At 64.3% G+C, this 13,570-nt stretch carries 13 protein-coding genes; 11 read left to right on the top strand and 2 right to left on the bottom strand.

Features of this window, described 5'->3' with window-relative positions; all coding sequences use genetic code 11:
• Nucleotides 1-60: 60 nt before the first annotated feature.
• The 8 genes from lepA (at nt 61) to acpS (ending at nt 6,603) form a co-directional block, all read left to right on the top strand.
• The gene (lepA, locus tag U5S82_22360) at nt 61-1,854 is read left to right on the top strand and encodes a translation elongation factor 4 (protein ID MDZ7754306.1); all 1,794 of its coding nucleotides are present in this window, start codon (nt 61-63) and stop codon (nt 1,852-1,854) included.
• Complete coding sequence (gene lepB, locus U5S82_22355) at nt 1,854-2,663, top strand: signal peptidase I (GenBank protein MDZ7754305.1); 810 nt, start codon at nt 1,854-1,856, stop codon at nt 2,661-2,663. The genes lepA and lepB overlap by 1 nt, the downstream gene beginning before the upstream one ends.
• Nucleotides 2,664-2,684: 21 nt before the next feature.
• Nucleotides 2,685-3,065, top strand: a complete 381-nt coding sequence (locus U5S82_22350) for a DUF4845 domain-containing protein (GenBank protein MDZ7754304.1) — start codon at nt 2,685-2,687, stop codon at nt 3,063-3,065.
• 4 nt (nt 3,066-3,069) lie between these two features.
• Nucleotides 3,070-3,735 carry a ribonuclease III gene (gene rnc, locus U5S82_22345; GenBank protein ID MDZ7754303.1) on the top strand — a complete coding sequence of 222 codons (666 nt, stop codon included), beginning with the start codon at nt 3,070-3,072 and terminating at the stop codon, nt 3,733-3,735.
• Complete coding sequence (gene era, locus U5S82_22340; GenBank protein MDZ7754302.1) at nt 3,735-4,661, top strand: GTPase Era; 927 nt, start codon at nt 3,735-3,737, stop codon at nt 4,659-4,661. The genes rnc and era overlap by 1 nt, the downstream gene beginning before the upstream one ends.
• 2 nt (nt 4,662-4,663) lie before the next feature.
• Nucleotides 4,664-5,380, top strand: a complete 717-nt coding sequence (recO, locus tag U5S82_22335) for a DNA repair protein RecO (GenBank protein MDZ7754301.1) — start codon at nt 4,664-4,666, stop codon at nt 5,378-5,380.
• Between the two features lie 96 nt (nt 5,381-5,476).
• Nucleotides 5,477-6,223 carry a pyridoxine 5'-phosphate synthase gene (pdxJ, locus tag U5S82_22330; GenBank protein MDZ7754300.1) on the top strand — a complete coding sequence of 249 codons (747 nt, stop codon included), beginning with the start codon at nt 5,477-5,479 and terminating at the stop codon, nt 6,221-6,223.
• Nucleotides 6,220-6,603: a holo-ACP synthase gene (gene acpS, locus U5S82_22325; protein MDZ7754299.1), complete on the top strand. Its 384-nt coding sequence runs from the start codon at nt 6,220-6,222 to the stop codon at nt 6,601-6,603. Before pdxJ ends, acpS begins: the two co-directional genes overlap by 4 nt.
• Before the next feature lie 161 nt (nt 6,604-6,764).
• On the opposite strand, the gene rne is transcribed toward acpS, so the two are convergent.
• A complete protein-coding gene (gene rne, locus U5S82_22320; GenBank protein ID MDZ7754298.1) occupies nt 6,765-9,632 on the bottom strand; it encodes a ribonuclease E in 2,868 nt (955 codons plus the stop codon).
• Nucleotides 9,633-10,228: 596 nt separating this feature from the next.
• Between rne and U5S82_22315 the strand changes: the two genes are divergently transcribed.
• The 3 genes from U5S82_22315 (at nt 10,229) to U5S82_22305 (ending at nt 12,916) form a co-directional block, all read left to right on the top strand.
• Nucleotides 10,229-11,200 (top strand): RluA family pseudouridine synthase, encoded by a 972-nt coding sequence (locus tag U5S82_22315; protein MDZ7754297.1) that lies wholly within the window; start codon nt 10,229-10,231, stop codon nt 11,198-11,200.
• Nucleotides 11,197-11,850 (top strand): HAD-IA family hydrolase, encoded by a 654-nt coding sequence (locus tag U5S82_22310; GenBank protein MDZ7754296.1) that lies wholly within the window; start codon nt 11,197-11,199, stop codon nt 11,848-11,850. Before U5S82_22315 ends, U5S82_22310 begins: the two co-directional genes overlap by 4 nt.
• Nucleotides 11,851-11,932: 82 nt before the next feature.
• Nucleotides 11,933-12,916, top strand: a complete 984-nt coding sequence (locus U5S82_22305) for a S49 family peptidase (protein MDZ7754295.1) — start codon at nt 11,933-11,935, stop codon at nt 12,914-12,916.
• 33 nt (nt 12,917-12,949) lie between these two features.
• Here the strand turns inward: U5S82_22305 and U5S82_22300 are convergent, their stop codons facing one another.
• Nucleotides 12,950-13,567: a Maf family nucleotide pyrophosphatase gene (locus U5S82_22300; GenBank protein ID MDZ7754294.1), complete on the bottom strand. Its 618-nt coding sequence runs from the start codon at nt 13,565-13,567 to the stop codon at nt 12,950-12,952.
• Nucleotides 13,568-13,570: the final 3 nt, after the last annotated feature.

The raw sequence follows: 13,570 nt of genomic DNA, 5'->3' as shown, positions 1-13,570 counted from the left end.
TCGCCGGCCCCCCCGTCGGGGTCCTGACAGGGGCGTAAACAACGCCCCTTTTTCATGCCCATGAAATATATACGTAATTTTTCGATCATCGCTCACATCGATCACGGCAAGTCCACCCTGGCGGACCGCTTCATTCATCGCTGCGGGGGACTCAGCGACCGCGAGATGGCCGAACAGGTCCTCGATTCCATGGATCTGGAACGGGAACGGGGCATCACCATCAAGGCCCAGAGCGTCACCCTGGACTACCATGCCCGGGACGGCCAACGCTATCAGCTCAACTTCATCGACACCCCCGGGCATGTGGATTTTTCCTACGAGGTGTCCCGCTCCCTCGCCGCCTGTGAGGGCGCACTCCTGGTGGTGGATGCCGCCCAGGGCGTGGAGGCCCAGAGCGTGGCCAACTGCTATACAGCCATCGAGCAGGGACTCGAGGTGGTGCCGGTACTCAACAAGATAGACCTGCCATCGGCGGATCCGGAGGCGGTGGTGGACGAGATAGAGGAGATCATCGGCATCGATGCCCATGACGCCTGTCTCATCAGCGCCAAGACGGGCCAGGGGGTCGACGAACTGCTGGAGATGCTGGTCAGACGCATTCCCCCTCCCCAGGGCGATCCCGACGCGCCCCTTAAGGCCCTGATCGTGGATTCCTGGTTCGACAACTACCTGGGCGTGGTGTCCCTCATACGCATCATGGACGGCACCCTCAAGCAGGGGCAGCGGCTCACCATCATGTCCACCCAGGTGGTGGTGGATGCGGATGAGGTGGGTATATTCACCCCCAAGCGCCGCAAGACCGGCGGCCTCAACACGGGTGAGGTGGGCTACCTGGTGGCGGGTATCAAGGACATAGACGCCGCGCCCGTGGGTGACACCATCACCGATGCACGTAATCCCGCGGCAAGCCGGCTGCCCGGTTTCCAGGAGGTCAAGCCCCAGGTCTTCGCCGGCGTCTACCCGGTGGATACGTCGGATTACGAGTCCTTCCGCGACGCCCTCGGCAAGCTGCGTCTCAATGATTCATCCCTGCATTACGAGCCTGAGACATCCCAGGCCCTCGGTTTCGGCTTCCGCTGCGGCTTCCTCGGCATGTTGCACATGGAGATCGTCCAGGAGCGGCTGGAACGGGAATACGGACTGGAACTCATCACCACTGCCCCTACGGTGATCTACGAGGTCCTGAAGACGGATGGTCAGATCATCGAGGTGGACAATCCGGTGGCCCTGCCATCACCGAACACCATCGCCGAGATAAGGGAACCCATCATCAGCGCCACCATCCTGCTGCCCCAGGAATACCTCGGCACGGTCATCGGCCTGTGCGAGGAGAAACGGGGCATGCAAAAGCACATGCAGTACCTGGGCAAGCAGGTCTCTCTGGCCTACGACCTGCCCCTGAGCGAGGTGGTGCTGGACTTCTTCGACCGGCTGAAATCCGTGAGCCGCGGTTACGCCTCCCTGGAATACCATATCTCCAGGTTTCAGGCGGCCGATCTGGTGAAGCTGGATATCCTCATCAACGGCGAGCGGGTGGATGCCCTGTCCATCATCGTGCACCGGGACCAGAGTTTCAGCCGCGGCCGGGATCTGTGCGAGAACATGCGTGAGCTCATTCCCCGCCAGATGTACGATGTGGCCATTCAGGCCGCCATCGGTAACCATATCGTCTCGCGCCAGACGGTCAAGGCGCTGCGCAAGAACGTAACCGCGAAATGCTACGGCGGCGACATCACCCGCAAGCGGAAGCTGCTCGAAAAACAGAAGGCTGGAAAAAAACGCATGAAACAGTTTGGCAAGATCGAGATACCGCAGGAGGCCTTCCTGGCGGTCCTGCAGGTGGGTAAGAAGTAATGAACATGGACTTCTCCGCCTTCATGGTGTTGCTGGTGGTGGTCAGCGGTGGGATCTGGGCCTTCGATTCCCTGGTGCTGGCACCGAAACGCCGTGGCGGCACGAGCGGCAACGGCGTGGAGGGGGCCCAGGTGGAGTCCCCACCCCAGCCCAAGCTGGTGGAGTTCGCCCGCTCCCTGTTCCCCATATTTCTCATCGTCCTGATACTCCGTTCGTTTCTGGTGGAGCCTTTTCGGATCCCGTCGGGCTCCATGATGCCCACCCTGCTGGTGGGAGATTTCATCCTCGTCAACAAGTTCGTATACGGGATCCGCCTGCCGGTGCTGAACACGGAAGTCATCGATATCAGGGATCCCGAACGGGGTGACGTGGTGGTGTTCCGTTACCCTGAGGATCCCTCCATCCCCTTCATCAAGCGGGTGGTGGGACTCCCGGGGGATCGCGTCGGCTACTACGACAAGGTTCTGCATATCAATGGCAGGCCGATCCCCCAGCGCAGCGTCGGCACCTACAGCGACACCGGGGCGGGCAGCGACATGACGGGCGCTGATATCCGGGTGGAGACCTTGAACGGCACGGAGCATACCATTCTGATCCAGCAACAGGCGCCGTCGCGCTCCGGTGAAATGACCGTGCCCGAGGGCCATTATTTCGTGCTGGGCGACAACCGGGACAACAGCCGCGACAGTCGCTACTGGGGCACCGTGCCCGATGAGAACCTCATCGGCAAGGCCTTCTTCATCTGGATGAATTGGGACTGGAGCAGTGGCGGCATCGCCTGGGGCCGTCTCGGCGATTCAATTGACTAGCTTGTATACGGGGGGTTAATCATGAGGGGAATCAACCAACAACGCGGTCTGGGTTTTTTCGGATTGTTGATCGTCCTGGCCGTCGCGGGGAGCCTCATACTGTTCGGGCTCAAGGTGACGCCCTTGTATCTGGAATCCTTCCAGGTGGATACGGCACTCAAGAACATCGCCAGCCAGCCGGATGCCCGCAAGCTCTCGAACCACGAGATACACGACAAGTTTCTGCGTCACATGGAGATCAATGGCATCCGCAGATTCAACCAAAAGAATCTCAAAGATGCCCTGAAGATCAAGCGTGGAGAGGATGGCTCCGTGACCATAACCGTCAAGTACCAGGCCCAGCGCGAACTGGTGGGCAACCTGTCCATCCTCGCGGACTGGCACAAGGAATACAGCATTTAACCCCATGGCCGCAACGGTCGGGCGCCTGGATCACGAGTTTGCCGATGAGGCCCTGCTGCGCCAGGCCCTGACCCACCGCAGTTCCGGGCGCAACAACAACGAGCGCCTGGAATTTCTGGGCGACGCCGTACTCGGCTTCGTGACCGCCGAATTGCTCTATCAGCGTTTCCCCACCGCCACCGAAGGCGAATTGACACGGATGCGGGCGGCCCTGGTGAGGCGCGAAACCCTGGCGGAGATCGCCCGGGAGCTGGACCTCGGCCCCAGCCTGGTGCTGGGGGAGGGCGAACTCAAGAGCGGAGGAAGGAACCGTAAGTCCATCCTCGCGGACTGTCTCGAGGCCCTCCTCGGGGCGGTCTACCTGGATGCCGGCATGGCGGCCACACGTGCCCTCATCGCGGAGCTGCTGGGGAAACGCCTGGACGCCATGGACCCGCGCGATGCCGCCAAGGACGCCAAGACCAGGCTTCAGGAGCACCTCCAGGCCCGCCAACTGCCCTTGCCCGACTATGCCGTGACCGATATCGAGGGCGAGGGGCACGATCAGTCTTTTCATGTCCTGTGCGAATTGAAGGAACTCGGTCTCGCCACCCGCGGTTCCGCGGGGTCGCGACGCAAGGCCGAACAGGTGGCCGCGGCGCGCGCCCTGGCGGAGTTGGGCGACCCATGATGCCCGCGGATTTCGACCAAGACGAGGGTGTCCCTGACGAGTTCCGTTGTGGCTACGCGGCCATCGTGGGCCGACCCAACGTGGGCAAGTCCACGCTGCTCAATCGTCTGGTGGGCCAGAAGGTCAGCATCACCAGCCGCAAACCCCAGACCACGCGTCACCAGGTGCTGGGCATCCAGACCACCGCCCGTCACCAAGTGGTGTATCTCGACACCCCGGGCATTCACCGCCATGCGCGGCGGGCCATCAATCGCTACATGAATCGGGCCGCCGACGGGGCCCTGGAGCAGGTGGATGTCGTGCTGTTCATGGTCCGCGCCCTGCAATGGACGGATGAGGATGACCTGGTGCTGCAGCGGATCGCCGCCATCTCCAAACCGGTGCTGCTCCTGGTAAGCCAGGTGGACCGTGTCAAGCAAAAGGACCAACTACTACCCTTCCTCGCCACCGTGCAGCAACATCTTCCCGGTGGCGAGATCATCCCTGTCTCGGCCACCCACGGCGAGAACATCGAGGTGTTGGAACTGCAGATCGCCGCCCGTCTGCCCGTCGGCCCTCCCCTGTTCCCCGAGGAACAAGTGACCGATCGCAGTGAGCGATTCCTGGCTGCCGAACTGGTTCGCGAGAAGCTCACTCGCGCCCTGGGTGAAGAACTGCCCTACCGTCTCACGGTGGAGATCGAACGCTTCAAGACCCGAAATGGCGTGTTCCACATCGACGCGGTGATCTGGGTGGAAAGGGAGAGTCAGAAGGGGATGGTCATCGGCCATGGGGGACGAATATTGAAAAAGGCGGGCGCCGATGCCAGGCGGGACCTGGAGTCCATGCTGGAGGGCAAGGTGTTCCTGCGCACTTGGGTCAAGGTGAAAGAGAACTGGAGCGACGATGAACGCCTGCTGCGGCGCATGGGTTACGACGGGGCGTGACCATGGCCCGCGTGGTTCTGGCACCTTGCTTCGTACTCCATGGCCGGCCGTTTCGTGAGACCAGCCAGATACTGGAACTGCTCACCCGGGACCACGGACGTCTCGGCGTAGTGGCCCGCGGTAGCCGGGGAGGCGGCAAGCGCGGGCGGCCGTTCCAGCCCTTTCAGCCTTTGCTGGTGTCATGGTCGGGTGCCGGCGAGTTGCCGACGGTGACCGGCGTGGAGGCGGCCGGTGCACCCTTCATTTTTCGGGGTCCCCGGATCGCCGGGGCCCTCTATCTCAATGAACTGATCCTACGACTGCTCCATCGCAGCGATCCCCATCCCGAAATCTACGCAGCCTATGGCGAGGCCCTCGAGCGCCTCGCCGCGCCCACGGGCACGGAGGCCCTGTTCCGCGTGTTCGAGAAACGCCTCCTCGAGGCCCTGGGATACGGACTCATCCTGACCCATGAAGCGAACAGTGATACTGCCATCGAGTCCGATACGGATTATCACTATCGCCTCGATCACGGACCGGTGCGCACGACGGGCACGACGGGCACGGCGGCCCTGGACGAACCGAAAGTGACCGGCCGCACCCTGCTCGCCCTCCACCGCGAGGAACTGACGGCCGCCCCGGAACTCCGTGAGGCGAAACGGTTGATGCGCTTCGTGGTCAACGCCCATCTCGAAGGTCGTCCTTTGGAGACACGGCAGCTGTTCCGCTCCATGGGATGAACCACCGGCCCCGAAGCAATAGACTCTGACAACTTCGACGAGTACGAGGTTCACGGCTTGTATCCAGAACCCATCTAACCACATGCAGGAGTCAGCTTGAGCACACAGACCCACCCCATCCTCCTCGGCGTCAACATCGACCACGTAGCCACCCTGCGTGAGGCCCGGGGAACCCGTTACCCCGATCCGGTCATGGCTACCCACCTGGCCGAGCACGGTGGCGCCGATGCCATCACCCTGCATCTGCGGGAAGACCGCCGGCACATCCAGGAGAGGGATGTGGAGATCATCAGGCAGACGCTGCTGACACGCATGAATCTGGAGATGGCCGTCGATGAGGGGGTGATGGGGGTGGCCGAGCGTATCCGTCCCGAAGATTGCTGCCTCGTGCCCGAACGCCGCGCGGAACTCACTACCGAGGGTGGCCTGGACGTGGCTGGTGATCCGGAGCGTATCGCCGGGGCCTGCGCGCGTCTCGCGGCGGCCGGGATCCGGGTGTCGCTGTTCATCGATCCGGAGCCACGCCAGGTGGAGGCGGCCCGCACGGCCGGGGCGCCCGTGGTGGAATTGCATACCGGCCGCTACGCCGACGCCCCAGATAATGCCACACGCATGGAGGAACTTCGGCGTATCGAAGCGGCGGTGGACCTGGGTGCCGGACTGGGCCTGCAGGTCAATGCCGGCCATGGCCTCAATTATCAGAACGTGGGGGCCGTGGCGCGCATCCCCCAGGTGCGGGAACTCAACATTGGTCATGCCATCATCGCGCGGGCCCTGTTCGGCGGTATCGAAGAAGCGGTACGGGAGATGAAACGTCTCATGGCGGAGGCCCGAGGCGGGTGATCTATGGGGTAGGGATGGACCTGGTGGAGGTGGCCAGAATCACCACGGCTCATGACCGCTGGGGGCTGCGTTTCGCACTGCGCCTGCTGACGGATATCGAACTGCCCGAGTGGCAATGCCACCCCCAACCGGATCGCCTGCTGGCACGGCGTTTCGCCGCCAAGGAAGCGGCCAGCAAGGCCCTCGGTACCGGCATGCGGGACGGCGTGTCCTTTCGCTCCATCTCCGTCGGTCACGACCACCTGGGGAAACCATTGCTCGAGTTCCATGGCGAGGCCCTGGCCCTGCTCCGGCGACGGGGTATTGTCGCCGCCCACCTCAGCATCACCGATGAGCGTCAATTCGCGGCCGCCGTGGTGGTGCTCGAGGCCGCCACCTGAACAGCCCCTCTTAAGCGATCCCCGGGTTCTAGCCCATCCCTGGATGCGACGCGCTTACGAAGGGAAACGGCACCGATCTCCTGGATCCACGAACCTTGTCGTAGGGCCTGGTTCGCGCAAGCCCGGCCGGGGCGGCGACCAAGCGCGACATAGACCTGTACTCAGTCGCTCGTCGAGGGCTCCCGGTCAGGGCGCTTGTCGGCGTCCGCTCTCGCGCCGCTGGTGCTGCCCGTCTTTTCCCGCGCTTGCTCCTTGTCCTTGCCGGCCACCCCAGGGCTGTCGCTCTCCGGCTTCGTGGTCGCCTCCACCACCTGACTCGTCCCCCCATCACTGCTCTTCGTCTTCTCGGACTGGGGCTTTTCCACCTCGGACTTCTTGGCTTGGGGCTTCTCGGTCTGGGGCTTCTCGGCCTGGGGCTTCTCCACCAGGGGCTTCTCACCCTGGAGCTTCTCACTCTGGGACTTCTCACTCTGGGACTTCTCACCCTGGGGCTTCTCGGCCTGGGGCTTTTCACCCTGGGACTTATCGGTCCTGGGCTTGTCGACCTCGGCCGGCGTCGCCGTCACCACTGGGGGGGATTTATCTGCCGTCGCTGGCCGCGGCTCGGGAGGCGGTACCGGCGTTGTGGAACTGTCGGCCTTTGCGGGCAGGGGCGCCGCCGTAGGGCCTCCCTCACCCCCCGATGGGGGGCCTGAGGCTGGGACGCCGGGTGCCGGTGGGGGAGGAGGGACGGGAGACCTGGGGGCCACGCCCTCTGAGGCCGATGGCGATGGGTTGCCAGCGGGGTTATCACTCCGGGCCTCCGCCCGCTGTTCCTCGGTGGTGGTCCCATCGCCGCCGGGGGCCGGTTTGCGGGGTGACCGCCGGCGCCGCCTGCTGCTCTTCTTGGCGGCTGCCGGGGGCGGCGGCGAGGCATCAGCTGCTGGGGGCGAGCCCTCGGTTACGGCCGCGGTGGGCTGTTCGCCTTCCGCCGCCGCGTCCTCCGACTTGCGTTGGCTGGCGTCCGCCGCCTGGGAGTCGCCACTGGAGCGGCTGCGACGTCCTCCGCGCCGGCGCCCACCGCGCCGCGAGCCTTGCTCGCCGCGGCTCCGGTTCGCACCCGGCTCGGCACCACGTTCCGAGGTGCCGGAGGCTGCCTCATTCCCTTGCTGGGTGCTCGCAGCCTGGTCTTCACCCGCCTCGGATGCCTTGTTCTGGCTGGTGGAGCGTCGCGCGGGGCGGCGCCGGGATGACTCCCTGGACGCACCGTTCCCATCCGTTGCCGGGGGCGCAGCGGTCGCCTCCTCCTCCTTCTGCTGACCCTTGGCCGGCGCCTCCATAGCGTTTTCCGTGCCGCCGAAGAGGCTGCCCCACAGCCGCCGGATGAGGCCGGCATCACCGGCATTGCCGCGCTCCTCGGGCTTCGCCTGCGCCGGGGCGGCAGGCGCCGGTGCCGCGGGCGGTATGGGCTTCACTGCCGGCTCTTCGGTCCGGGCCGGCGGCGTCAACTGTACGATTTCCTCATCCAAGGAGGGTTTGGTGGCCAGATCAGAGCTGTTCTTCTGGAAGGCATCGTGGGTCAGTTCGTCTTCGCGAACCCGCTGGATATCGTAGTGGGGGGTCTCGAAGTCGGGGTTGGGCACGAGGATGATCTGCACGCCTTCGCGACTCTCGAAGGCCTGGATCATGTGGCGCTTCTCGTTGAGCAGGAAGGTGGCGACGTTCACGGGAAGTTGGGCCACCACCTTGCCTGTCTTCTCCTTCATGGCCTCCTCTTCCACCAGCCGCAGGGTACGCAGGGCGAGGGATTCCGGACTCAGGATGGTGCCGTGGCCCTTGCAGCGGGGGCACACCACCTGACTGGATTCACCCAGGGAGGGGCGCAGGCGCTGGCGGGACATCTCCAGCAAGCCGAAGCGGGATATGCGACCGATCTGCACCCGGGCGCGGTCTAGCTTGAGGGCCTCGCGCAGGCGGTTTTCCACCTCTCGCTGGTGGCGGGTCGGGGTCATGTCGATGAAATCGATGACGATCAGCCCCCCGAGGTCGCGTAGCCGTAGCTGTCGGGCCACCTCGTCCGCGGCCTCCAGGTTGGTGTTGAAGGCCGTTTCCTCGATGTCCTGGCCCTTGGTGGCGCGGGCGGAGTTGATGTCTATCGACACCAGGGCCTCGGTATGGTCGATGACCAGGGCGCCGCCGGAGGGCAGGCGCACCTCGCGCTGGAAGGCCGTTTCGATCTGGCTCTCGATCTGATAACGGCTGAACAGGGGCACCGGGTCGTCGTAGAACTTCAACTTGCCCAGTTCGCCCGGCATGACCTGCGTGACGAAATTGGTGGCCTGACGGAACACATCCTCACTGTCGATGAGGATTTCGTGGATCTCCTGGCGGAAGTAGTCCCGGATGGCACGGATGATGATGTTGCTTTCCTGATGCACCAGCATCGGCGCCTTGCGATCGCTGGCGGCCGCCTCGATGGCCGACCACAGGTGGAGCAGGTAATCCAGGTCCCATTGGAGTTCTTCCTGATTGCGGCCGACGCCCGCGGTGCGCACGATGAGCCCCATGCCCTCGGGGAGGGCGAGGGCGCTCAGGGTTTCCCGCAGCTCGGCTCGGTCATCGCCCTCGACACGGCGGGAGACTCCACCCGCCCGGGGATTGTTGGGCATGAGCACCAGGTAGCGGCCGGCGAGGCTGATGAAGGTGGTCAGCGCCGCCCCCTTGTTGCCGCGCTCCTCCTTTTCCACCTGGACCAGGAGTTCCTGGCCTTCCTTCAGGGCCTCCGAGATGGTGACCTTGCCACCTTCCTTCTTGCCGGTGTCGCGAAAGTAGCTGCGGGCGACGTCCTTCAAAGGCAGGAAGCCGTGGCGTTCCGCACCATAGTCTATGAACGCGGCCTCCAGGCTGGGCTCGACGCGGGTGATACGCCCCTTATAGATGTTGGATTTGCGCTTCTCGCGCGAGGGCGTCTCTATATCGAGATCGTAGAGACGTTGGCCGTCCACCATGGCCACGCGCAACTCTTCCGGCTGAGTCGCATTAAAAAGCATACGTTTCATTTCAGGTTCTGCCCCTTGGCTTGGCGCTCTTCGAAGGAAGAACGACAGTCACCATCACTCGGCTGGGCAGCAGGTATGTCAGGGCGGGGAGGGTTAGGCTTGGCGCACGTCGCCGCGCGCTTTGGCATCAGCGTCAGAAACAACCCCTAACTCATTGCAATCAAAAACAATCAGGGATCACCGGGCTGTCCCGCAGCCGGGCTCCGTCGCCGGTTCGGGCGGCCTGGCACACCCGTTGGGGGACGCCGACCGTGCAGCACTAAATCCACATCGGGCAGGGCGACGGCATGACCGATAGGCCGCCGTCCCGTGCCGGATATCTTTACCCTTGCGACAGCCGGATGAATCAAACCGGCCGCCCATACCGCCAGTCAACACGACGGTGAAAATCATCAGTTCTAGTACCTGGTACGGCCCGATCCTTGCGGCGCAGACTCTGGCGCCCGCCGGAAGCACGTCGACCGCACCACCCTTTTTGGGAAGATGAAATATAACAATCTTGGGCACCCCCGGTAAAGGACTGTTGCCCACTTAGGTGATTAGTTTAAAAAGCATTTTTATGGACCCGTCCTGTTATCATGCCGGCCATGAACCAGAATCAGCCGACACCCCGGCCGGCGGTGCGGGAAGTGGTGGTGGATCCGGCCTTCGCGGGGCAGCGTGTGGATAACTTCCTGCGTAACGAACTGAAGGGCGTTCCCAAGAGCCGCATCTACCGCATCCTGCGCAAGGGTGAGGTCAGGGTCAATCGCGGCCGCATCAAACCCGATTACCGCCTCCAGGCCGGCGATGTGATCCGCATTCCCCCCGTCCGCCAGGCGACACCCAGCGAAAAGGACGAGGGCCTCGGACGTGCTCACGGGCGTCGCCTGGCCACCCGCACCCTGTTGGAGGACGACGATATCTGGGTGCTGGACAAGCCGGCGGGCATGGCGGTGCATGGCGGCAGTGGACAGAGCCTCGGCGTCATCGAGTCGGCGCGCATGATGCGACCGGAACTTCCCTACCTGGAGCTGGTCCATCGCCTGGACAGGGATACCTCGGGCTGCCTGATCCTGGCCAAACGCCGCAGTGCCCTGAAGTTCCTCCATGACACCCTGCGTGCCGGGGGCATGGACAAGACCTATGTGGCCCTGGTGAAGGGCCGCTTTGCGCCCGGCCGTACGATGGTGGATGCGCCTCTGCTCAAGAATCAGCTGCGCTCCGGTGAGCGCATGGTGCGAGTGGATGCGGCGGGCAAGGCATCCAGGAGCGTGTTCGAGGGTCTCGCAGCCGGCTCCGCCGCCTCCCTGGTGCGTGTCACCCTGCTTACCGGCCGCACCCACCAGATCCGCGTCCATGGGGCGCATCTCGGCCATCCCCTGGCCGGGGATGAAAAATACGGTGACCATGCCTTCAACGAGATGATTCGGGAGCACGGCCTCAAGCGGTTGTTTCTCCACGCCTGGCGCCTGCGGATCCCTACCCGCCTCGGCGGCGAGGTCGAGGTGACGGCACCCCTGCCCGCGGATCTGACGGAGATCCTGAAGGTCCTCGAACTCGAGTGTGCCCTGTCATGACCCGCCTCATCATTCTGGATTGGGACGGTACGTTGATGGATTCGGAGGCCCGCATCGTGGCCTCGGCCATGGCCGCGGCCCAGGATCTTGAGCGGCCGGATCTGGAGCAACACCGGGTGCGGGACATCATCGGTCTGGGACTCATGGAGGCGGTGCGTACCCTGTTCCCCGAGGAGCCGGAGGCGTTTTGCCTGAGTTTCATCGAGCGTTACCGCAGCCACTTCCTGGCTGAGGATGGCGACCCCATGCCCCTGTTTCCCGGTGTGGACACCACCCTGGCGGCGCTCTCGGAGTCCGGGTATCTGCTGGCGGTGGCCACGGGCAAGGGACGCGCCGGCCTCGATCGGGCCCTGCGGGACACCGGTCTCGGTCCCCTATTCGTCACCAGCCGTTGCGCCGACGAGAGCTGTTCCAAGCCCCATCCCCGGATGGTGGAGGAGATCCTGGAGTTCACCGGCGTGGAGCCCGCCGCGGCGGTGATGGTGGGCGACACGGAGTTCGATCTGAACATGGCGGCCAACGCCGGCATCGGCGCAATCGGCGTCACCTACGGCGTGCAGCATCGGGATCGCCTGCAGCACCTGTCTCCCTGGGCCCTGATCGAGGAATTCCCGGCCCTGCCGGGCGTACTGCGGGACCTGAACTTCTGACTACCGACCCTGGAATGCGCCGTTGTAAGTAGCCAGCGCCGTGTGGTCGAATCCTTATCCGTAAGCTGAGAACAACAGATCGATGTCAGACCTAGACGATATGAAACTGGATGGGCTGAACGACCAGCCGGAGTCCTGGGAACGCAAGCTGGTACGCGAACTCTCGGTGGCGGCCCTGCGGGAGCAGCGGCGGGCCCGGCGCTGGGGAATCTTCTTCAAGCTCCTGCTGGCCGTCTACCTGGCACTGCTGCTGGTGCTCTACCTGCCCACGGATCTGGAACTCATGGGGCTGAACGGCGGCTCCCATACCGCCCTGGTGGACCTGGACGGTGTCATCTCGGATGCCTCGGAGGCCAGCGCCGACTCCGTCATCAGCGGCCTGCGGAAGGCCTTCGAGGATGAGAACACCAAGGGCATCGTACTGCGCATCAACAGCCCGGGCGGCAGTGCCGTGCAGTCGGCCTATATCCACGATGAGATCAAGCGCCTGCGGGCCAAGCACGAGGATATACCCCTCTATGCGGTGGTCACGGACCTGTGTGCCTCCGGCGGCTACTATGTGGCCGCCGCCGCCGACAAGATATACGTGAACAAGGCCAGTCTGGTGGGCTCCATCGGCGTGCTGATGGGGAGTTTCGGCTTCGTGGATGCGATGGACAAGCTGGGGGTGGAGCGGCGCCTGCTGACGGCGGGTGAGCACAAGGCCCTGATGGACCCCTTCTCACCCCTGGAAGACACGGAGGTGGCTCATATCGAAGGCCTGCTGGAGCGGATCCACCAGCAGTTCATCGCCGCGGTGCGGGACGGGCGGGGCGAGCGCCTGGTAGAAAATGAGAAGCTCTTCTCGGGCCTCATATGGACGGGGGAGGAGAGTCTCAATCTCGGTCTGGTGGACGGCCTCGGCAGCCCCGGTTATGTGGCTCGCGAGGTGATAGGGGAGGAGGAAGTGGTCGATTTCACCCGCCGCCCGGCTTATCTGGAGCGCTTGGCCGACCGCTTCGCCGTGATGCTGGGACGCCAGTTCACGGATACCCTGGGCACTCGCGGGCTGTTACGGGGCCCCTGAGAAGAGAGGGGCGCGATATGCCATCGCATTTCCTCAGGATGCCTCTGGTGCGCGAACGTCCAGCACATCCAGGCCGCCCTCGCGCAGCAGTTCCACGAGGCGAATGAGGGGCAACCCCACCAGGGCCGTGGGATCGTCCCCCTCCATGCGTTGGAATAAGGCCACGCCCAGGCCCTCCGACTTGAAGCTGCCGGCAGCATTATAGGGCCGCTCGCGGGCCAGATAGCTCTCGATCTGGGCGCGGCTCAAGGGGCGGAATACCACCCGGAAGGGCACCATGTCGGTGGCGGCCCGGCCGCTGCGGGTGTCGAGGACGCACAGGCCGGTGAGGAAGGTCACCATCCGGTCGCTGGAACGTTCCAGTTGCCTGACAGCATGGTCGTGATCGCCGGGCTTGCCCAGCAATTCACCATCCACCATCGCCATCTGATCGGAGCCGACCACCAGGGCATGGTCACGCCCGCGGCCGCCCTGGCGCGCCTTGGCCTCGGAAAGACGCCGTACCAGTGCCTCGGGTGCCTCATGAGGCAGGGGGCTCTCGTCTACCGCCGGATCCGTGGTCTCGAAAGGCACGCCGAGGCGCTCCAGCAGCGCACGGCGGTAGGGTGAGGTGGAGGCGAGGACGAGCTGCGGAAGAGGGGAGGAGGGCATGGG

The organism is Gammaproteobacteria bacterium (genome assembly GCA_034522055.1).
Classification (GTDB): Bacteria; Pseudomonadota; Gammaproteobacteria; order JAABTG01; family JAABTG01; genus JAABTG01.
This window is presented reverse-complemented; position numbering and strand designations above follow the sequence as displayed.